The sequence below is a fragment of the Amycolatopsis sp. FU40 genome (assembly GCF_021903635.1).
GTDB classification, from domain to species: Bacteria; Actinomycetota; Actinomycetes; order Mycobacteriales; family Pseudonocardiaceae; genus Amycolatopsis; species Amycolatopsis dendrobii.
Genome location: NZ_CP091381.1, coordinates 9036646 through 9055514 on the forward strand (window position 1 = coordinate 9036646; position 18869 = coordinate 9055514).

Sequence of the window (18869 nt, forward strand, 5' to 3'; positions counted from 1 at the left end):
TTCGATGCGAACATATGTTCGTGACGAGCGAAGGACCGATCCTCCACGCCGACCTCGACGCGTTCTACGCCTCGGTCGAGCAGCGCGACGATCCCCGGCTGCGCGGCAGGCCGGTGATCGTGGGCGGTGGCGTGGTGCTGGCCGCGAGCTACGAGGCCAAGGCGTTGGGCGTGCGCACCGCGATGGGCGGGGCGCAGGCCAGGCGGTTGTGCCCGCATGCCGTGGTGGTGCCGCCGCGGATGTCGGTCTACAGCGCGGCGAGCAAGGCGGTGTTCGAGGTGTTCCGGCGGACGACGCCGGCGGTGGAAGGAGTGTCTATCGACGAAGCTTTTTTGGACGTCGGCGGTCTGCGGCGAATCGCCGGACGTCCGTCGGAGATCGCGGCGGGCCTGCGCGCGGAGGTGCTGGCGCAGGTCGGGCTGCCGATCACGGTAGGGGTGGCGCGCACGAAGTTCCTCGCGAAGGTGGCGAGCGGCGTCGCGAAACCGGACGGTCTGCTGGTGGTGCCGCCGGAGCGAGAGCTGGAATTCCTGCACCCGCTGCCGGTGGAGCGGTTGTGGGGAGTGGGAAAGGTGACGTCGGCGAAGCTGCGGGAACGCGGCGTCCGCACCGTGCGCCAAGTCGCCGAACTGCCCGAGGCCGCGCTGATCTCCATGCTGGGCCCAGGTTCCGGACGCCACCTGCACGCCCTGGCGCACGGCCGCGACCCACGCACGGTGCAACCAGGGAAACGCCGCCGCTCGATCGGCTCGCAACGCGCCCTTGGCCGCCGCTCTCGCTCTCCCGCCGAGCTGGACGAGATCGTAGTGTCCATTGTGGACCGGCTGGCGCGCCGGTTGCGCGGCGCGTCGCGGGTCTGCCGGACGGTGGTGCTGCGCATGCGCTTCGCGGACTTCACCCGCGTCACGAGGTCGCACACGCTCGCCGACAGCACCGACCACACGGAAACCCTGCTGTGCACCGCCCGCGGTCTGCTGTCCGCGGCGCAACCGCTGGTGTACGACCGGGGTTTGACGTTGCTGGGCCTGTCGTTCTCAAACCTCGACAGCCATGGCGCGGTGCAGTTGGCACTGCCACTGGACCAACCGTCCAGCCCGGCGATGTCCGCGGAGGCGACTGCGCTGGACTCAGCAGTCGACGCCCTGCGCAACCGCTTCGGCGCGGCCGCGCTGACTCGGGCGGCTTTGCTGAGTCATGAGGCGGGGATGGAGATGCCTATGCTGCCGGATTGATCGGATGCGGTGGTCCCGCGGGCGCTTCACTGCGGTTCGGACGACTTTGCGCGTAAGTGCGGGAAGTCGTTGGCCAGCATCAGGGAACGAGATGCTGGTGGTGCCGGGCCGGTCGGGTGTGGTGGTTTCGTGAGGGCTGGTTCCTGGGCCGGGTGGGTGATCCTGGTGGGTTGGGCTGGTGGTGCCGGGCCGGTCGGGTGTGGTGGTTCCGTGAGGGCTGGTTCCCGGGCCGGGTGGGTGATCCCGGTGGGCCGGGCTGGTGATCCCGGTGGGTTGGGCTGATGGTGCCGGAGCGGTCGGGTGCGGTGGTTCCGTGCGGCCGGTGTTCGAGTCGGCGGGCTGATCCTGGTGCGTTGGGCATCCGCGAGGCGGTGCCGATTGGGCACCGTGGTCCGTGCGGGCTGGCTCCCGGGCTGGGTTGGGTGATCCGGGCGGGCGCTGAGGGTGCCGGGCCGTTTGGGTGCGGTGTTGCGCGAGGGCTGCTCCCGAGGCGGGTCGGGTGAGTCCGGCGGGTTGGATGCTGGGCGGAAGTCCGGCGGGTTGGATGCTGCGCGGAAGTCGGCGGGTTGGATGCTGCGCGGAAGTCCGGCCAGCCCGGGCCGAGGTGGGACGCTGCGGGTTCCGTCTCCCTGGTGCGGCTCTGGCCCAAGGCTCGTGACCCTCGCACCGCGCGCAGCAGCGGCCGGTGGAGATCGCGGCGGCTTGCTTCCTCGTTGAAACCGGAGCCGACGCTCTCGCCGGGAAGCGCCGGCCCAGGCGGGCGGAAACGCCGGGAGCTCAGCCGAGTGCGCGAGTCTCAGTCGCTGGCTTCTCCTGACTGGCCGCCCACGACGCCAAGAGGGCCAGACCGTCCGCGGTCGTGGTGCCGGCCGGGGCGGTGTAGACGTTCAGGATCAGACCGGGGTCGGTGGGCAGGTCCATTGACTCGACGTCCAGGTCGAGGCGGCCCACGACGGGATGGTGCAAGCGTTTGCGTCCGGAGCGGTGAAGCCGCACGTCCTGGGATGCCCATCGCTGCCGGAAAAGGTCGCTGCGTGTCGATAGTTCGCCGACGAGCGCGATCAGTTCCTCGTCGTGCGGATCGCGGCCTGCTTCCATGCGCAGTTTCGCGGCCACGTCGGAGGCGACCCGGTCGTAGTCGACGAAGAACGTTTGGGCTGCTTCGGGTTCCAGGTACACGAACCGTGCGGTGTTCGTTGGACGGCGCGGGTTGGCGAGCATGGGGGAATACAGTGCGCGGGCGAGGTGGTTCGTGGCCAGTACGTCGTAGTGGCCGTTGCAGATCCACGCTGGGGCGTCGGTGATGGCGGCGAGCACCTGCTGAAGCGCCGGGCGCACCGTCGCGGTGGGGCGTCGGCGGCGTGGGCTGCCGGGGGTCCTCGATTGCCGGGCGAGTTGGAACAGGTGATCCCGTTCGGCTTCGTCGAGGTGCAGGGCGGTGGCCACCGCGTTGAGTACGCCGTCGGAGGCGCCGGTGAGGCTGCCGCGTTCCATGCGCACGTAGTAGTCGACCGAGACTCCCGCCAGCAGGGCTACTTCTTCGCGGCGCAGGCCTTTGACCCGGCGGTTGCCGCCGTAGGCGGGGAGACCGGCTTGTTCGGGCGTGATCCGGGCACGGCGGGAGCTCAGGAACTCCTTGATCTCGGTGCGCAGATCGGTCATGGCCACCTCGTCACCGTAGCTGTTGTGCGCGGGCGGAGGGAGGTACTGCTAGTGCCCCGATGTGGCAGGGAAAAGGGTCTAGGTGCCTGACGCGGTCGTGGCGGTGCCGCCGTCGACCGGGATGACGGCGCCGGTCAGGTATGACCCGGCTCGGCTGGCGAGGAATACTGCGACGCCTGCCATGTCGTCGTCGCGGCCGAGTCGGCGGAGAGGGGCTTTCGCTGCGATCTGGTCGCCGATGGCATCGATCGTGGCTGCCATCATCTGCGACGGGAACACTCCTGGGGCTACCGCGTTCACCGTGATGTGCTGTGGGCCCAGTTCCCTGGCGAGCACCCTGGTGAGTTGATGGAGTGCCGCTTTGCTGCTGGCGTACGAGTAGTTGGGTGCCTCGGCGACGTGGATGGCGGCGATGCTGCCGATGTTGATGATGCGTGCGGGGTCGTCGGCGGTGCTTGCTTCGCGCAGTGCGGGGAGAAGCGCTTGGGTCAGCCAGAAGGGTGACTTGAGATTGAGGTCGAGCACGGCGTCCCAGCCCTCGGCCGGGAACGTCTCCAGCGGTTCGCGCCACATCGCCCCGGCGTTGTTGACGAGGATGTCCAAGCGGTTCGAGCCGGCCTTGACCAGATCGGCTAGCCGTTGGCATTCGTCGTACCTGGACAGGTCGGCGGGGACCGCTTGAACGTCGCCGAATTCGGACAGGAGACGTTCTGCCTCCGCGCACGCGTCTGGCTTGCGTGAGCTGACAATCACGCGGGCACCCGCCTGCAAAAGGCCGCGCGCGATCATCATTCCAATGCCTCTGGTGCCGCCAGTGACAAGTGCGTATTTCCCGCTCAGGTCGAAAAGGTCTGAGTGAGTGTTCGCCATTGGTCTTCGGTCCTTTTGTCGTGGAAGCCGTACGCGGCTGGGAGCCGACTCGAACAAGGTTGACAGGCTTCCTGGACCTCAGGGAGACCCTGGTGATACCGGTACTGGCAGATCCTCCCTTGCTACTTCAGATCGGCGAGCAGACCGTCCAGGGCTTGCGTGAGTGCGGCGGCATTGGCGGGATCGAACCACGTGGTGCGGATTCGTTCATTGTTTCCCTTCGGGGTTTCGTGGTCGGCGGCAAGCTGATCCAGGGAGCGGCTTTCGTCATTCAGTGCGCGGCCGACGTTCTGGAAGAGGCCGCGGACGTACCGTTCGGCGACGTCGGTGGTGATGCCGTGGTTGGCGGCCCATGAGGTAAGCGTCGCGAGGTAGGCGTAGTGAGCGGTGAGGGTCCCGGTCAGTGCGGAGAAGACGTTGAAGGCGTCCTCGTCGGCGACCGGCAACGAGCCGCCCAGTTGGTCGAAGAGCGCGTCCACCGCTGGGTGCGGAGGTGCGGTCACGGTGACGGAGCGCCGCTCGCGTACGGCGGGCAGTGGGATGGCGCGGACGATCGGGGCGTTGGTGTCGAGGGTGCGGCGCAAGGCGTCGATGGCGACGCCGGCCATCAAGCTGAGCACGGTCTTGTCGTCGGCCACCGTTAGGCCGTCGAGTGCATCGTGGTGGTCTTGGCGGCGTACGGCGATGATCACCAAGTCTGCCCGGTCCACGACCTCCTGGTTGTCGGCGCACACGTGGACGCCCTCGAAGCGTTCGGACAGTTCGGCGGCGACATGGGCTCCCCGCGGGGAGAGGAAGATTTCTGGCGACGCACTGCCATCGAGGCGTAGGCCTTCGACCAGGGCTTTGCCGATTTCGCCTACGCCGATGATGCCGATGTGCTGCATTGTGTTGTCCTCCATGGGTTACGCGGGTTCCTGTCCACGGTAAAGCGACCGCGAGAATGCTTGCCGGACAAATCCGGTTCCGACAGGGGTTCCTCCGTCAATTCGCCAGAGCCGCGTCGAGGAATGCGAGGATTTCCGCCTGGGCGGCTTTGGCCTGCGGCTCCAAGCCGGGCAGGGTGAGGAATGCGTGCTTCGCGCCCGGGTATTCGGTGAGCTGCACGGAGGTTCCGGCCTCGCGCAGCCGTTCGGCGTAGCGGCGGCCGTGGTCGGCGACGGCGTCCTGAGTGGGTACCACCACTAGTGCGGGGGCGAGGCCATGCAGGTTGGTGGCGTGCAGCGGCGAGACGGACCTGGCATCGGCTCCCGGTGGGACGGCGAGCCGTTGGAAGAGTTGCAGCAGAGGCAGTGCTCGGGACGGGCTGTAGGCGTATTCGGTGATGGACGGGTATTCGAACATCGTCTCGGTTACGTCGGCGACTGGGTTGACCAGCACTTGTGCCCTGAGCTTCAGGCCAGTCTTCTTGGCGCGGACGGCGGTCAGTGCGCTGATCAGCGCACCGCAGCTTTCGCCGAAGACGGCCACGCGCGTCGGGTCGATGCCCCACGCCGAGGCTTGCCGCACCACGTTTTCGAGCACGTCCCAGCCGTCGGCAGCGGCGTTCGCTAGGGCGCTGTCGGGGGCGAGGAGGCGGTGTTCGACGGAGACGACGACGGCTGGCAGCCGTGCGGCGAGGTGGCTGTTGGTCCAATCGCACTGCGCTGCTGTGCCTACGAAGCCGCCTCCGTGGACATGGATCACCAACGGCAGCACGGCTTCCGACCTCGGCCGGTAGACCCGGACTGGGAGCTCGCGGCCGGGCAGCGTGATCTCTCGCCACTCGAGCACGGCGTCAGGGGTCGGCTCTCCGATGATCGGGTACGCCGCGCTGGAGGCCCGGAAACGGTTCTCCGCCTCGCGGTAGGCGAGCAGTCCGGCGGGCGTGATCGTCGAGAAGTCCGGCTCCGGCGGCCTCGTCGGAGCAGCGGGTTCGCTCATGGTTCCTTCTTTCCCCAGTGACTTGTCCTCATTATGCACACACTGTGTGCATTGCCAAGTGCATAAGTTATGCTGGTCCGGACGGAAGGGGTGCGATGACTGGTCGCAGGCGATGGTCGACCGACGAAATCCTGGACACGGCGGAAGACCTGCTGCGCACGAGCGACGCCGAGTCGTTCAGCGTGCGCAAGCTCGCCGCGGCGCTCGGGACCGACCCGTCCAGCCTTTACCGGCACTTCCGCAACAAGACCGAACTGCTGCGTGCCGTCGCCGACCGGATCCTGCTGGCCGCCATGGACGGTTACCGTCCGGAAGGCGCCTGGAAGCAGCGCATCACCGCGTTGGCCCTGCGCCTGCACGAGGCCTTCGGCGAGCAGCCCCAGCTCGCCACGGTGTGGGGGCGCTACGCGTCCGGCGGCACCGGATCTCGTCTGGTCATGGAGGAATTGCTGCAGGCGCTGCGCGCGTCCGGTCTGCCGGACGAGCAAATTCCGGTGCGCTACCACCGCATCGTGCTCCTCGTCGCCGCGCTGATCGCCGCCGAGGCGGGCATCAGCAGCATCACCGCCGAGGAGTACGAGCAGGGACTGGAGCAGTTCCGCGTCGCGGTGCTCGGGGCCGATCCGGAACGCTTTCCTGCCTTGGCTTTCTTCGCCCGCGACGTCCGTCCGCTCGGAGCGGATCGACGCGCTGCGTTCGAAGAAATCCTCGCCGGCCACCTCGCGCAGATCGAGGCGCTGATACCCGCGGTCAGCCGCTGATAGCGCTGGCTTTGTCGCGGAGTGCGGAAAGACCTGCACTGATCAGAGGGTGTCCGCTGCTGCCCCGGCGCACGGCGGTCAGCAATTGGCGGGTAGGAATAAACTTTCCCAGCAACGGAATCCGCATAACCGCGTGCTCGGGCAGCGGCACGATCCTCGGCACCAGGCACACGCCGAGGCCTTCCGCGACGAGCGCTGAGACTGCGTACCATTCCTTGACTTCGTGCACTATCCGCGGCGTGAACCCGGCGGCGGCGCATGCTGCGGTCACCAATGGATAGGTGTCGTTGTTGTGTTTCTTGACGATCCACGGTTGATCGGCCGCCTCGGCGAGTTCGATTCCCTTGTGGCGGGCCAAGGGGTGGGTTGCGGCGACAAGCAGGTCTTGGCGGTCGGTCGTCAACGAAGCCTGTTCGAAGCGGGAATCGGTGACTGGCGGTGCCTCTGGGCCGGGCAGCACGAGGGCGATGTCGGCCTCGTCGGCGAGCAGAAGACGGTAGCAGTCGGCGCTTTCCTCTTCGGTGATTTGTATTTCTGCCAACGGATGCGTCTCGCGCAGGCTGGCGACAGCGGGGGCGGCGAGAGTCGCTAGCGCGGAGGAGACGCCGCACAGGCGCAGCGTTCCGCGGAGCTCGGCACCCTCTGCGGCGAGTTCCGCGCGAGCCGCTTCCCATTGCAGCCGCAGCGCGTCGGCGTGTCGGAGCACGATGCGTGCGGCGGGAGTCAACTGCACTCGACGGCCTTGCGGCGCGAGCAGTTCCACCTCCAAATCCCGCGCCAGCAAACGTAATTGCTGCGAAACGGCGGAGGGGGTCAGGTGCAGTGCGGCGGCGGTCGCGGTCACCGTGCCGTACTCGGCGAGGGTTCGCAGGACGTGCAACCGGTGGTCAATCATGTAGTCCAGGCTAAACGGTTTCGTGCGGAAAGATTCGTTAGACGTGCACGCTTTCAGCGGCGAACCTGGAGACATGAGGGATCTGCCTGCGCCCGCGCTGATGGTGGGGAGCGTGCTGAGCGTCCAATTCGGGCAGGCGTTCGGGAAACAGCTTTCCGAGGACGTCGGCGCGTCCGGCGTGGTGGCGTTGCGGCTCGGCCTGGCTGCCGCGGTCCTGCTGGTGCTGTACCGGCCCGCGGTTCCGCGCAGCTGGGCGGAAAGAAGGGTGGTCCTCGGCTTCGGCACCGCCATCGCGGGGATGAATTTGATCTATCCCGCGTTGACCTTCCTGCCGTTGGGGCTGGCGAGTGCATTGCAGCTGCTGGGGCCGATTTCGTTGGCGTTGTTCAGTTCGCACCGTCTCCGCGACGTGGCCTGTGCTGTCTTGGCCGGAGGCGGGGTGTGGCTGTTCTACGCCCCGCGCGACGTCAGCTTTCCGCTCGGCGGCGTGGCTCTCGCATTAGCGTCCGGCGCTTGCATGGCCGGTTACTTCCTGCTCAGCAAACGCGCCGGTGCCAAGAGCGCGGGAGGAGGCCCGCTTGCGCTGGCGTTGGCTTGGGCTGCCGTACTTTCGGTGCCCCTGGGCGTCATCGACCAGGGCACCCGGCTGGCGACGCCTCGGGTGTTGCTGGCCGGCGTAGTGGTGGCCGCGTTGTCGGCGGTGGTGCCGTATTCCTTGGAGCTGGCGGCTTTGCGACGGCTGCCTGCCCGGACGGTCGGGGTGCTGGCCAGCCTTGAGCCAGCGAGTGCGGGGCTGGCCGGGGTGCTGGTCCTCGGCGAGCATTTGCGCGCGCTGCAGTGGGTGGCGCTGGCGTGTGTGGGCCTCGCGAGCGCCGGGGCGGTGTTGGGGCGGAAGGACGCTACTCAGCGGAGCGGTTGACGAGTGCGGCGATGCCTTCGATCAGGCGGTCCAGCCCGAACGCGTACTCGTGGTCGAGGCTGTACGGAGCCTGGTGCGTTTGCCCGGCGGCGGCGCCGACTCGATCCGCGACCGGGAAGCGTCGCGGTTCGTAGACCTCCGCCAGCGCGGGTGCGGTCGCGGCCCACCATTGCTGGTCGGTCATCCCGGTTTGCCGCACGACGCGCGCGGCCTCGACCTTGCGCCGCGCCAGGCCTTCGACGTGGGTGGTCACCAGGGTGATCGTCGAGTCCATTTCGACGTCGGACAGGCCGACGCCGTCGATGACCGCCAGTTCCAGGTCGTACTTCGCGATCGCGTTCGGGCCAAGCGTCGGACGGCCGGTGAAGACTTGCAGCAGCCATGGATGCCGCAGGTGCATCGCCCAGTTGACGGCGGCGACGCGGCGGAGGCCGTCGCGCCAGTCGTCGGCGTCTATTTCGGACAGTTCGGCTACTGCCTCGCCGTACACCGCGTCGACCATCGCTTCGACCAGTTCCGCGCGCGACGAAACGTAGGTGTAGAGCGACATCGTCCCGACGCCCAGCGATTCGGCGACCCGGCGCATCGACAGTGTCGCCAGGTCCTGTTCGGTGTCCGCGACCTCGACCGCCGCGTCGACGATCCGGGCCGGGGTCAGCCCGTGCTTCGGGCCGCGCCGCGGCAGCTGGCGGGTGCCCCACAGCAGCGCGATCGTCGCGGCGGGGTCGCCGGGGTTGCCGTCAGTCGTCACGTGACCAGCATAGGAACTTAACTCCGTAGGCAATACGGAGTCTTATGCTAGTCTTCTTCGTATGGCATACGGAGTAGATGGCCTCCTGGCTCGCGGGGTGCGGAAGCGGTACGGCGCACGGGCCGCGCTGGACGGCTTCGACCTGCGGGTGGAGCCGGGGACGGTGTGCGGCCTGCTGGGGCCTAACGGCGCGGGAAAGACGACCGCGGTGCGGATCCTGACCACGTTGCTGCGTCCGGACGCGGGCGAGGTGCGGGTGGCCGGTTTCGACGCGGTCGCCGAGCCGGACGAGGTGCGGCGGCGGATCGGGCTGGTCGGGCAGAACGCCTCGGTCGACGAGATCCTGACCGGCAGGCAGAACCTCGAACTGTTCGGCAGGCTCGGCGGATTGCCCTCGCGGGCGGCCCGGGCCCGAGCGGCGGAACTGCTGGAACGGTTCGGGCTCGCCGAAGCCGCGGGCCGGTCCGTCTCCGGTTACTCCGGCGGCATGCGGCGCAAGCTTGACCTGGCCGCCGGGCTGCTGCTGAACCCGGCGGTGCTGTTCCTCGACGAGCCGACGACCGGACTCGACCCGGCCGCGCGCATCGACGTCTGGGCGGACGTCCGCGCGCTGGCCGGCACCGGGACCACGGTGCTGCTGACCACGCAGTACCTGGAGGAGGCGGATCAGCTCGCCGACCGGATCGCGGTCCTCGACGCGGGCCGGGTCGTCGCCGCGGGCACGCCGGACGAGCTGAAGGCGAAGGTCGGGCCGGACCGGGTCGAGACGGTCGTCCGGAAGCCGACGCTCGACGAGGTCTTCCTGCACCTGACCGGGCACGCGACCGCGGCGGCGGGGGAGGCTCGATGACCGTCCCTGCCGCAGCATCCGGAAACGTGTCCTGGCTGGTGCACACGGCTGTCCTGGCCCGGCGGATCCTGATGCACTGGAAGCAACGTCCGGTCTCGATCGCGGTCACGCTGCTGTTCCCGGTCCTGATCGTGGTGATGTTCGGTCAGCTTTTCGGCGGCGCGATGGCCATCCGGGACGGTGCCTACATCGATTTCCTCATCCCCGGCATGCTCGCGATGACCATGTTGTTCGGGCTGGAATCCACTGTCCTCGCAGTGACTTCCGACGCCGCGAAGGGCGTCACCGAGCGGATCCGCGCGATGCCGGTCAGCGGGCTGGCCGTGTTGACCGGACGCTGTCTCGCCGACTTGATCAGCGCGGTCGCCGGGCTGGTCGTGATGATGGGAGCGGGGCTGGCGCTGGGATGGCGTCCGCAGCAGGCGTCCGTGCTGGGCGCGGTCGGGTTGCTGCTGTGGCTGCGGTTCGCCTTTGTCTGGATCGGGATCTGGCTCGGACTGCTGCTGAAGACCCCGGAATCGGCGGTTTCGGTGCAGGTGCTGGTGTGGCCGGTCGGCTTCCTGTCCGGCGTTTTCGTTTCCCCCGACACCATGCCTGCCTGGCTGAGCGCGGTCGCGACCTGGAATCCGCTCACCGCAACGGCTTCCGCGGTGCGCGAGCTGGCGGGCAATCCGGCGTGGGCCGCGAACGGCTGGGCGGCGGAGCATTCCGTGCTGCTCGCGCTGGGCTGGCCCGCGGTGCTGACCGCGGTCTTCCTGCCGCTCGCCACCCGGCAGTACCGCTTGCTGGGACGGTAAAAAACAGCCGGGCGGCAAGGGAAATCCCCTGCCGCCCGGCCGCACCCCGAGAGGAAATTCAGGCACGTGCCTTCGCATGCGTCCGCCCGCGCAGGTCGAGTTCGATTTCCTCCAGCGTCCGGCCCTTGGTTTCCGGGACGAGCCACTTCGTGAGGAAGAACAGGACCACGTTGATGCCCGCGAACAGGAACATCGAGCCGCCGAGGCCGAGTGCGCCGGGATCGGAGATGATCGGGAACACGGCGCTGATGATGCCGGTCGCGGCCCACAGCACGACGCTGCTCACGCCCATGCCCGCGGCGCGGACCTTCAGCGGGAACACCTCGGCCATCATGACCCACACGACCGCGCCCCAGCCCAGTTCGTAGCCGACCAGGTACAGCACCATCGCGACGAGCATCAGAATGCCCTTGGTCGCGGTGTCGTGGACCTCCAGCACGATGAACCCGGCCGCCACCAGGGTGATCACCATCAGCACGTTGCCGATCAGCAGCAGCGGCTTGCGGCCCCACCGGTCGACCACGAACACGACCCACGCGGTGAACAGGAACTTGGTCACGCCGAGCAGCACGCCGGACAGCAGCGCCGCCTGGGTCGCGAAGCCGAGGCCGATCAGCATCGTCGGGAAGTACGCGTTCACCGCGTTCACGCCGCTGAACTGCTGGCCGATCGCGAGCAGCAGGGCCACCACGAGCATCGGGCGCACGGTCGGCGTCAGCAGGTCACGGAAGCGGGTCTTCGCCGATTCCGAGTCGAGCCGGATCACCTCGCGGATCGTGCCGATCTCCTCGTCGACGTTCACGCCGCCGCCGTGCGAACTGAGCAGGACCGCGCGGGCCTGCTCCTCCTGGCCGTTCGCGACGAGCCAGCGCGGCGTTTCGGGCAGGAACACCAGTCCCGCCAGCAGGATCACCGCGGGCACGATCGCGCCGGCGAACATCAGCCGCCAGTTGCCCGAGGTGCCGAGGCCGTAGCTGACCAGGAACGCGATCAGGATGCCGAGCACGATGAAGATCTGGTTCAGCGCGCCCATCGCCCCGCGCAGCCGGGCCGGGGCGAGTTCCGACAGGTACGTCGGGACTGTCGAGGACGACAGCCCGATTCCGATGCCGATCACCAGCCGGGAAATGATCAGCAACGCGAACGTCGGCGAAAAGGTGGCCGCGAGCGTGCCGATGATGACGACGACCGCGGCCGCCATGATCGTCCGGCGGCGGCCGAGCCTTTCGTTGAGCCGGGAGGAAAAACTGGCGCCGACGATCGCACCGATCGAAATGCTCGCGGTGATGACGCCTTTGTCCCAGCCGGACAGGCCCCAGAGTTTCCCGATGAACGGCAACACCCCGGAAATGACGCCGAGGTCGTAACCGAACAGGATGCCGCCGAGGGCACCGAAGAAATACAGCGTCGTTCTGCCGATGGGCCGCCGCGCCGCGGCTGTCTGTGTCATTGCCGAGCCGTCTCTTTCCGGGATGGCCGGCCGGTCCTGGTCCGCTGCCCGCGAGGTCAGCGCCGTCCTGGCCGGACGAATGGGGGTCGAGGGGACAAGGACTGCCGGACTGGTCCAGCACTGGGGAACGGCCGAACCCGCCGTCGCGCCGGCGCCTTTCCTCGCCGTGCGCCGGCCCCGCCCGCTCCGGTTCGAACTTCGCCGTACACAGTCACACGCTGGTCACCGGCGGGCAAGACGCGGGCTGATAACTATTCAGTCACGTGACTAGCGTTCACATATGTGGACAGGGTAGGCGGGCGTTTGTGCAGGTCAAAGCCTTGCCGACGAGATCTTGCCAAGAGTTTCCGCGAAGGTCGAACTGTCGGGAACCGGCTGCCGCGGACGTCCGTCGTACGGGTCGTCCGGACGCCGCGGTGGGGGGAGATGCGCATGGGAACGGGTTTCGAGGTCGCTCCGGGGGAGGTCGCGACCGCGGCCGGACGGGCGCACGAGGCGGCGGCGACCGTGCGGACGGTCGACCTCGCGGGCGCGCTCGCCGGGGTCGGGCTGTCCGGCGGCACGAGCGTGGCCGCGGCGGATCGCCTGTCCGGCGCCTGGGGCCGCGCCGTTCCGAAGTGGACAGCCGGCACCGAGGCCTACGCGGGCAACCTCGACCAGGCCGCGGCCGGCTATCGCGGCTCCGACCGGAACGCGACCGGCGAGATCGCGGCGGCGGGCCGATGATCACCTGGGGAGACGTCCGGCGCTGGAATCCCGCAGGCCTCGCCGCGGCGGTCGACGCGCTCGGCATCCGGGCCGCCCGGCTCACCGCGGCGAACGACGACGCCGACGCCATGACGAAGTTCGGTGCCTGGCAAGGCGACGCGGCGGTCGCCGCGACCGCCAAAGGCACCGCGCTCACAACGGAATTGCGGCAGCTGACCACTGACGTATCGGCGGTCCGGCGCGGGGTGCACGACGCGCAGCTGGCGGTCGAGCGGATCAGTGCGGCGGTGCGCGACGTCGACGATTTCGCCTCGCGCAACGGAATGCGGATCGACGACGGCGGCGGGGTCAGCGGGGAGCCCGAGCGGCAGGCCGAAGTCGCCGACCGCGTCGGCCAGATTCTCCGTGACGCCACCGAAGCCGACGCTGACCTCACTGTCGTGCTCGATCGCGCGGTGCAGGGCGAAAGCGGTGGGACGGGCGTCGTCGCGCTGGCGATGGCGACCAGCAGCCAGCCGAAACCGAACGGCACTCCGGCGGAGAACCGGGCGTGGTGGGACAGTCTGTCCGATTCCGCGCAATCCTCGATCCTGCGCGACAACCCGGACCTGATCCGCAACCTCGACGGCATCCCGGTGGTCGATCGCGACGCGGCGAATCGCGTTGTGCTGCAACAGGAAATCGACAAGCGCAAGGGCGACGACGCGCAACTGCGCGGCCTCACCGCGATCCGCGACCGGCTCGCGGCCACCGGAGACGGCAAACCGCCCGCCTTCCTGATCTCGCTCGACGTCAGCGGCGACGGCACCGCGGTGGTCGCGGCCGGAAACCCGGACACCGCGGCGAACGTCGCGACCTACGTGCCCGGCACCGGCAGCGAGCTGGCCAAGATCGGCGGCGACCTCGGCCGGTCGGACAAGATGTGGCAGTCGGCGACGATGGCGGGCTCGCCGTCGACGTCGGTGATCACCTGGGTCGGCTACGACGCGCCAGATGAACTCGTCAACGCTGCCAGCGAGAAATACGCCGACGGCGGCAAAGAGGCGTTGTCGAAATTCGAGGACGGCCTGCGGGCTTCGCACGAAGGCACGCCGTCGCACAACACCGTGCTCGGCCACAGCTACGGCACGACGGTGATCGGCCACGCGGCTCGCGACGGCGGGCTCAATGCCGACGACCTGATCTTCGCCGGCAGCCCGGGCGTCGGCGTCGAGCACGCGAACCAGTTGCACCTCGACGGCGTCCCGCAGGATCAGGTCGCCCAGCACGTGCACTCGACGGTCGCCGAACACGACCTCATCAAGATCACCAACATCGGCGTCGGCGGCCACGACCCGCTCGGCCCGAGCCCGGCGGGCGACGGATTCGGCGGCCAGGTCTTCGAATCCGCGCCGGGCGACAAGGGCCCGTGGTACGAGGGCGGCCTGTCCGGGGCCGCGCACAGCCAATACTGGGAGGACAACAACCCGTCGCTGCGCAGCTTCGGCCGGATCATCGCCGGGCTGCCGGCGTGACGGCGCGCCGCACCGCGCTGGCCTGCCTCGCCGCCCTTCCCCTCGTAGCCTGCTCCCCAGGAGGTGGAGCCATGACCCCCACGATCACCGAAACCGAAGCCCGCGACCAGGTCGAGGACTACGTGCGCGGCGCGTTTTCCGCGCTGCCCGCGCCCGCCGGACGGGAACTTTTCTCCCGCAACCGTTCCGAATGCACCGATCCGACCGACAACGGTCCGGCCGGACGGTACGAAATCTCCGCCACCTACGAGGTGACCGGCCTCGAACCGGGCACCTTCACGGCGCAGTTCGAGGCCGTCGTGAAGTGGTGGCAGGGGCACGGTTTCACGGTGCTGACCGACCGGCGGCCCACCGACCAGTACGTCTTCGCGCGCAACGAGCGGGACGGCTTCGACATGTCGTTGCAGGCCAACGAACTCGGAAAGCTCTATCTGGGTGCGACTTCGCCGTGCATCTGGCCGAAAAGCACTCCTGAGGCTGAGCCCGAGGCCGTCGTGGAGGAGGAGGTCGCGGAAGCCCCGGAGCCCGAGCGTCCTCGACCGCGCCGCGCGCCGGTGGACGACGAGGATTTCGGCCAGACGTCCTGGTCGGACGGAGGGACCGCGTTCTGATCGCCCGCGGGTAGAGTGGACTCGCAGGTCCAATCGGGAGGCAGGCGATGACGCTCACGCGCAAGGGCGAGGCCACGCGACAGCGGATCGTGGAGGGCGCGGCCGAGGTGATCCGCGAGCGCGGCGTGCTCGCGACGACGCTGGACGACGTCCGTGCGCAGACCGGGACCAGCAAAAGCCAGCTGTTCCACTATTTCCCGGACGGCAAGGAAGAACTGCTGCTGGCCGTCGCGCGCTGGGAGGCGGACCGGGTGCTGGAGGTGCAGCAGCCGTCGCTCGGCGCGCTGCGCACCTGGGACGACTTCCGGACCTGGCAGCAGGTGGTGCTCGGGCACTACACCGAGCAGGGCAGGCATTGCCCGCTGAACGTGGTGATGTCGCAGATCGGCCGCAACACGCCGGGCGCGCAGGCGGTGGTGACGCAGCTGATGCAGCGGTGGCTGTGCGAGTTGACCGCGGGGATCGAGAACCTGCGGGCGGCCGGGGAGATCCGGCCCGGATTGGATCCGAAGCAGGCCGCGTCCGCACTGCTGGCCGGGGTGCAAGGCGGGGTGTTGATGCTGTTGACGACCGGCGAACCGCAACACCTCGAAGCCGCGCTAGAGGTGGGTATCGCCGGTCTGCGCGCGGCCTAGCGAAAGCACGTGAGGGGAACCCTGACGGAATCAGACTCCCTCAGGGTTCCCTTCGCGGACAGCCGGGGTGGTTCAGGCGTTCTTGATCGCGGAGATCTCGAACTCGAGGGTGATCTTGTCCGAGACCAGCACGCCGCCGGTTTCGAGCGCGGCGTTGAAGGTGACGCCGTAGTCGCTGCGGTTGATCGTGGTCGAGCCCTCGAAGCCGACGCGGTCGTTGCCGAACGGGTCCTTCGCGGCGCCGCCGAACTCGAACGGGATGGTGACCTGCTTGGTGACGTCCTTGACGGTCAGGTCGCCGGTCACGTCGAAGGTGTCCTCGCCGGTCTGCTTGATCCCGGTGGAGGTGAAGGTGATGGTCGGGAACTGCTCGACGGACAGGAAGTCGTTGGTGCGCAGGTGGCCGTCGCGGTCGGCGTTGCGGGTGTCGACGCTCTTGGTCTGGATGGTGACGTTCGCGCTCGAGTTGGCCGGGTTCTCGCCGTCCAGGGTGAACGAGCCCTCGAACTCGTTGAAGGAGCCGCGGACCTTGGTGACCATGGCGTGGCGGGCGACGAAGCCGATCCGGCTGTGCGAACCGTCGATCGTGTAGGTGCCGGTCAGGTGGGCGTAGGTGGTCGCGCTGGTCATGAGTTCCGTTCCTTCGGGTCCTTGGTTGAGTGTTCAACTAGCACTGTAGCCCACAATAACTGATTGCGCGAGCAAGTGTCGGATATACTCCCCCTCTGTGGTGAACAGAACCCCGCTGACCAGTGAAGAAGAGGCAGTGTGGCGTCCGCTGATGCGGGTCGTCACAGTCCTGCCGCGGGCTCTCGACGACCAGTTCGCGCACGACAACGGTGTCTCGCTGACGGATTACACCGTGCTCGTGTCGCTCTCGGAAGCGCCCGAAGGCAGGCTGCGGCTCACCGATCTGGCGGAGTCCACGGCGCTGTCGCTGAGCCGGATCAGCCGGGTCGTGGAGGCGATGGTGCGCCGCGGCCTGGTCAAGAAGGTGAAATGCCCGCAGGACCGGCGGGCCGCGCACGCGACGCTCACCGAATTGGGTCGGGCGAAGTTAGCCGCCGCGTATCCCGGGCATCTCGAACGGGTGCGCACGTTCCTGTTCGACCACCTCTCGCCCGAGGAGGTCCGCGCCGCGGGCCCGATCCTCGCCCGGCTGGCCGCCGCGCTGGAGCCGCCGGACGGTCCGGGCTGCCCGGACGACCAGACCTGACTCCCGACGAAAGGCTTCCGATGCTCGACCAGGGTGAGTTCAAACGCGACACGAACTACATCTCCGACCGCATCACCGCCGACGGCCGCGACGGCTGGCCGGTGGAGCCGGGCCGCTACCGCCTGGTGATCGCGCGCGCGTGCCCGTGGGCGAACCGCGCGTCGATCGTGCGCAGGCTGCTCGGCCTCGAAGAGGCGCTGTCGATGGGCCTGTGCGGCCCCACGCACGACGAACGCAGCTGGACCTTCGACCTCGACCCCGGCGGCCGCGACCCGGTGCTCGGCATCGAACGGTTGCAGGAGGCGTTTTTCGCGCGGTACCCGGACTATCCGCGCGGGATTACCGTTCCCTCCATTGTGGATGTCCCGAGTGGACAGGTGGTGACCAACGACTTCAAGCAGATCACTGTCGACCTGTCGCTGGAATGGGGCGCCTATCACCGCGACGGCGCGCCCGAGCTGTATCCGGAACGGCTGCGCGACGAGATCGAGGACGTCGCGGAGAAGGTCTTCCGGGACGTGAACAACGGCGTGTACAAGGCGGGTTTCGCCACTTCGCAGGAGGCTTACGAGGAGGCGTACCGCGCGTTGTTCTCCCGGCTGGACTGGCTGTCCGAGCGGCTGGCAGGCCAGCGGTACCTGGTAGGCGACACGATCACCGAGGCAGACGTTCGGCTGTTCACCACGCTGGTCCGCTTCGACGCGGTGTACCACGGGCATTTCAAGTGCAACCGGCAGAAGCTGACGGAGATGCCGGTGCTGTGGGCGTATGCGCGGGATCTGTTCCAGACGCCCGGTTTCGGGGACACGATCGATTTCGGGCAGATCAAGGAGCATTACTACGTGGTGCACCGGAACGTGAATCCGACCGGGATCGTGCCGCTGGGGCCGGAGCTGGCCGGGTGGCTGACGCCGCACGGGCGGGAGGAGCTGGGCGGGCGTCCGTTCGGGGACGGGACGCCGCCTGGGCCGCCGCCGGCGGGGGAGCGGGTGCCTGAGCTGGGAAGGTGACGGCGTGAGGGGTGCCTCGCATGCTGCATCAGATGAACTGGTTTCTGCGGAGATGAGATTATCAGTTTGATTCCGTCCCGCACCTGATTCCGTCAAAGGGAAAACTGTCGAAAGAACTCAGCGGCGAGAACAGGGAAATAAGAAACAGTGACCTTGTTCACTTCTTGATGTGCATCATCGGCAGCTGGGGGCGACGATTAGGTTCTTGATTATTGCAGTTTTTTGCACTGTGGTCGTGGGTGTTTTGATTTGGCTGTCAGGAATGAATGTGGAATTTGGCCCAATGTGAACTGCTCGGAAGTAATCACTTTTTCATCGGGGGTGCGGGTGTTCGGGATTGGCCGCATCGGCGGCTGAACGATCAGGTTGCGTCTAATCCTCGCCGGCGTCCAGAAGGATCCGCAGCAGTTCGTCCGGCGCGTCCCGCATCAGGTCGTGCTTGCTGTCCAGCGCGTGGACATTCCACTGTGGATCGTCGACGAGCCGCCGGTAAGTCGGCTCGAATGGCGACCCGCCGTCCCACATCGTCGCGTACACGTAGTCCCGGCGGCGGAACCGGCTCAAGTCTCCGTCCAGCCGGATCGACTGCAGCAGCGTCGCCAGCGGGTGCGCCGACGCGCGCGGGTCGAAGAACGGCAGCGGCGGGACGGCGTATCCGGTCTCGCCGACGCTCAGGTACCACTCGCGCTGCCGGTCGTCGGTCAGGCTCCAGCAGGAGTCGCCGTTTTCCGGGACGAAAGCGTCGAGGTACACCAGCGCGTCGACCAGTTCCGGGACCCGGTCGGCGGCACCGGTGATGACCATCCCGCCGTAGCTGTGGCCGACCAGCACGGCGTGTTCGACCTGTTCGGCCCGCAGCGCGCGGACGAGGTCCTCGATGTGGGTGTCGAGGTTGACCCCGGAGTGCAGCAGGTGCTGCCGCTCGCTGAGCCCGGTGAGCGTCAGCGGGAGCACGCCGTGGCCGCGGTCGCGCAGTTGGCCGGTCAGCCGGTCGAAGCACCAGCCGCCGTGGCAGGCGCCGGGGACGAGGACGTAGGTGGTCATGGACGCAACGCTAGAAGCAGC

20 protein-coding genes are annotated in these 18869 nt (G+C 68.2%); 11 read left to right on the plus strand and 9 right to left on the minus strand.

Annotated elements, in window-relative coordinates:
* Positions 1–14: 14 nt before the first annotated feature.
* Positions 15–1232: a DNA polymerase IV gene (gene dinB, locus L3Q65_RS42870; RefSeq protein WP_182892538.1), complete on the plus strand. Its 1218-nt coding sequence runs from the start codon at positions 15–17 to the stop codon at positions 1230–1232.
* 777 nt (positions 1233–2009) lie between these two features.
* Here dinB and L3Q65_RS42875 read toward each other — a convergent pair.
* The 4 genes from L3Q65_RS42875 to L3Q65_RS42890 form a co-directional block, all read right to left on the minus strand.
* Positions 2010–2900 carry a helix-turn-helix transcriptional regulator gene (locus L3Q65_RS42875; RefSeq protein WP_182892537.1) on the minus strand — a complete coding sequence of 297 codons (891 nt, stop codon included), beginning with the start codon at positions 2898–2900 and terminating at the stop codon, positions 2010–2012.
* Between the two features lie 72 nt (positions 2901–2972).
* On the minus strand, positions 2973–3764 hold the full coding sequence (locus tag L3Q65_RS42880) for an SDR family oxidoreductase (protein ID WP_182892536.1): 792 nt from the start codon (positions 3762–3764) through the stop codon (positions 2973–2975).
* Positions 3765–3886: 122 nt separating this feature from the next.
* Positions 3887–4651 carry an NAD(P)-binding domain-containing protein gene (locus tag L3Q65_RS42885; protein WP_182892535.1) on the minus strand — a complete coding sequence of 255 codons (765 nt, stop codon included), beginning with the start codon at positions 4649–4651 and terminating at the stop codon, positions 3887–3889.
* Positions 4652–4748: 97 nt separating this feature from the next.
* Entirely contained in the window at positions 4749–5687 is a 939-nt protein-coding gene (locus tag L3Q65_RS42890) for an alpha/beta hydrolase (RefSeq protein ID WP_237598168.1), read from the minus strand.
* Between the two features lie 95 nt (positions 5688–5782).
* Here L3Q65_RS42890 and L3Q65_RS42895 point away from each other — a divergent pair, with 95 nt between their 5' ends.
* A complete protein-coding gene (locus tag L3Q65_RS42895; RefSeq protein ID WP_237598169.1) occupies positions 5783–6448 on the plus strand; it encodes a TetR/AcrR family transcriptional regulator in 666 nt (221 codons plus the stop codon).
* Here the strand turns inward: L3Q65_RS42895 and L3Q65_RS42900 are convergent.
* Positions 6438–7343 carry a LysR family transcriptional regulator gene (locus tag L3Q65_RS42900; RefSeq protein WP_237598170.1) on the minus strand — a complete coding sequence of 302 codons (906 nt, stop codon included), beginning with the start codon at positions 7341–7343 and terminating at the stop codon, positions 6438–6440. The two genes, L3Q65_RS42895 and L3Q65_RS42900, sit on opposite strands and share 11 nt — an antisense overlap.
* A 73-nt stretch (positions 7344–7416) precedes the next feature.
* Between L3Q65_RS42900 and L3Q65_RS42905 the strand changes: the two genes are divergently transcribed.
* A complete protein-coding gene (locus L3Q65_RS42905; RefSeq protein ID WP_237598171.1) occupies positions 7417–8262 on the plus strand; it encodes a DMT family transporter in 846 nt (281 codons plus the stop codon).
* Here L3Q65_RS42905 and L3Q65_RS42910 read toward each other — a convergent pair.
* Complete coding sequence (locus L3Q65_RS42910; RefSeq protein ID WP_237598172.1) at positions 8243–9013, minus strand: TetR/AcrR family transcriptional regulator; 771 nt, start codon at positions 9011–9013, stop codon at positions 8243–8245. The genes L3Q65_RS42905 and L3Q65_RS42910 overlap by 20 nt on opposite strands.
* Before the next feature lie 61 nt (positions 9014–9074).
* Between L3Q65_RS42910 and L3Q65_RS42915 the strand changes: the two genes are divergently transcribed.
* Positions 9075–9863: an ABC transporter ATP-binding protein gene (locus tag L3Q65_RS42915; RefSeq protein WP_182892531.1), complete on the plus strand. Its 789-nt coding sequence runs from the start codon at positions 9075–9077 to the stop codon at positions 9861–9863.
* Positions 9860–10660 carry an ABC transporter permease gene (locus L3Q65_RS42920; RefSeq protein ID WP_237598173.1) on the plus strand — a complete coding sequence of 267 codons (801 nt, stop codon included), beginning with the start codon at positions 9860–9862 and terminating at the stop codon, positions 10658–10660. The genes L3Q65_RS42915 and L3Q65_RS42920 overlap by 4 nt, the downstream gene beginning before the upstream one ends.
* 58 nt (positions 10661–10718) lie before the next feature.
* On the opposite strand, the gene L3Q65_RS42925 is transcribed toward L3Q65_RS42920, so the two are convergent.
* A complete protein-coding gene (locus L3Q65_RS42925; RefSeq protein WP_237598174.1) occupies positions 10719–12110 on the minus strand; it encodes a sugar porter family MFS transporter in 1392 nt (463 codons plus the stop codon).
* Positions 12111–12542: 432 nt separating this feature from the next.
* Between L3Q65_RS42925 and L3Q65_RS42930 the strand changes: the two genes are divergently transcribed.
* From L3Q65_RS42930 to L3Q65_RS42945, 4 genes are all read left to right on the plus strand, one after another.
* Complete coding sequence (locus tag L3Q65_RS42930) at positions 12543–12836, plus strand: hypothetical protein (RefSeq protein WP_182892528.1); 294 nt, start codon at positions 12543–12545, stop codon at positions 12834–12836.
* Positions 12833–14332 carry an alpha/beta hydrolase gene (locus L3Q65_RS42935; protein ID WP_237598175.1) on the plus strand — a complete coding sequence of 500 codons (1500 nt, stop codon included), beginning with the start codon at positions 12833–12835 and terminating at the stop codon, positions 14330–14332. Before L3Q65_RS42930 ends, L3Q65_RS42935 begins: the two co-directional genes overlap by 4 nt.
* Before the next feature lie 71 nt (positions 14333–14403).
* Positions 14404–14943 (plus strand): hypothetical protein, encoded by a 540-nt coding sequence (locus L3Q65_RS42940; protein WP_237598176.1) that lies wholly within the window; start codon positions 14404–14406, stop codon positions 14941–14943.
* Positions 14944–14990: 47 nt separating this feature from the next.
* Positions 14991–15578 carry a TetR/AcrR family transcriptional regulator gene (locus tag L3Q65_RS42945; protein ID WP_237598177.1) on the plus strand — a complete coding sequence of 196 codons (588 nt, stop codon included), beginning with the start codon at positions 14991–14993 and terminating at the stop codon, positions 15576–15578.
* A gap of 72 nt (positions 15579–15650) precedes the next feature.
* Here the strand turns inward: L3Q65_RS42945 and L3Q65_RS42950 are convergent, their stop codons facing one another.
* The gene (locus L3Q65_RS42950; protein WP_182892524.1) at positions 15651–16208 is read right to left on the minus strand and encodes a YceI family protein; all 558 of its coding nucleotides are present in this window, start codon (positions 16206–16208) and stop codon (positions 15651–15653) included.
* 97 nt (positions 16209–16305) lie between these two features.
* On the opposite strand from L3Q65_RS42950, the gene L3Q65_RS42955 reads away from it, so the two are divergent.
* The gene (locus L3Q65_RS42955) at positions 16306–16794 is read left to right on the plus strand and encodes a MarR family winged helix-turn-helix transcriptional regulator (RefSeq protein WP_182892523.1); all 489 of its coding nucleotides are present in this window, start codon (positions 16306–16308) and stop codon (positions 16792–16794) included.
* 20 nt (positions 16795–16814) lie between these two features.
* Positions 16815–17804, plus strand: a complete 990-nt coding sequence (locus L3Q65_RS42960; RefSeq protein ID WP_237598178.1) for a glutathione S-transferase family protein — start codon at positions 16815–16817, stop codon at positions 17802–17804.
* A 372-nt stretch (positions 17805–18176) separates the two neighbouring features.
* Here L3Q65_RS42960 and L3Q65_RS42965 read toward each other — a convergent pair whose 3' ends face one another.
* Positions 18177–18848 carry an alpha/beta fold hydrolase gene (locus L3Q65_RS42965; protein WP_182892521.1) on the minus strand — a complete coding sequence of 224 codons (672 nt, stop codon included), beginning with the start codon at positions 18846–18848 and terminating at the stop codon, positions 18177–18179.
* Positions 18849–18869: the final 21 nt, after the last annotated feature.

Coding starts and splice junctions, on each gene's coding strand:
- L3Q65_RS42885 (WP_182892535.1), bottom strand. CDS start 4,651: ATGCAGCACATCGGCATCATCGGCGTAGGCGAAATCGGCAAAGCCCTG.
- L3Q65_RS42915 (WP_182892531.1), top strand. CDS start 9,075: ATGGCATACGGAGTAGATGGCCTCCTGGCTCGCGGGGTGCGGAAGCGG.
- L3Q65_RS42940 (WP_237598176.1), top strand. CDS start 14,404: ATGACCCCCACGATCACCGAAACCGAAGCCCGCGACCAGGTCGAGGAC.
- L3Q65_RS42930 (WP_182892528.1), top strand. CDS start 12,543: ATGGGAACGGGTTTCGAGGTCGCTCCGGGGGAGGTCGCGACCGCGGCC.
- L3Q65_RS42935 (WP_237598175.1), top strand. CDS start 12,833: ATGATCACCTGGGGAGACGTCCGGCGCTGGAATCCCGCAGGCCTCGCC.
- L3Q65_RS42900 (WP_237598170.1), bottom strand. CDS start 7,343: ATGATTGACCACCGGTTGCACGTCCTGCGAACCCTCGCCGAGTACGGC.
- L3Q65_RS42965 (WP_182892521.1), bottom strand. CDS start 18,848: ATGACCACCTACGTCCTCGTCCCCGGCGCCTGCCACGGCGGCTGGTGC.
- L3Q65_RS42950 (WP_182892524.1), bottom strand. CDS start 16,208: ATGACCAGCGCGACCACCTACGCCCACCTGACCGGCACCTACACGATC.
- dinB (WP_182892538.1), top strand. CDS start 15: ATGTTCGTGACGAGCGAAGGACCGATCCTCCACGCCGACCTCGACGCG.
- L3Q65_RS42925 (WP_237598174.1), bottom strand. CDS start 12,110: ATGACACAGACAGCCGCGGCGCGGCGGCCCATCGGCAGAACGACGCTG.
- L3Q65_RS42960 (WP_237598178.1), top strand. CDS start 16,815: ATGCTCGACCAGGGTGAGTTCAAACGCGACACGAACTACATCTCCGAC.
- L3Q65_RS42945 (WP_237598177.1), top strand. CDS start 14,991: ATGACGCTCACGCGCAAGGGCGAGGCCACGCGACAGCGGATCGTGGAG.
- L3Q65_RS42890 (WP_237598168.1), bottom strand. CDS start 5,687: ATGAGCGAACCCGCTGCTCCGACGAGGCCGCCGGAGCCGGACTTCTCG.
- L3Q65_RS42905 (WP_237598171.1), top strand. CDS start 7,417: ATGAGGGATCTGCCTGCGCCCGCGCTGATGGTGGGGAGCGTGCTGAGC.
- L3Q65_RS42920 (WP_237598173.1), top strand. CDS start 9,860: ATGACCGTCCCTGCCGCAGCATCCGGAAACGTGTCCTGGCTGGTGCAC.
- L3Q65_RS42880 (WP_182892536.1), bottom strand. CDS start 3,764: ATGGCGAACACTCACTCAGACCTTTTCGACCTGAGCGGGAAATACGCA.
- L3Q65_RS42895 (WP_237598169.1), top strand. CDS start 5,783: ATGACTGGTCGCAGGCGATGGTCGACCGACGAAATCCTGGACACGGCG.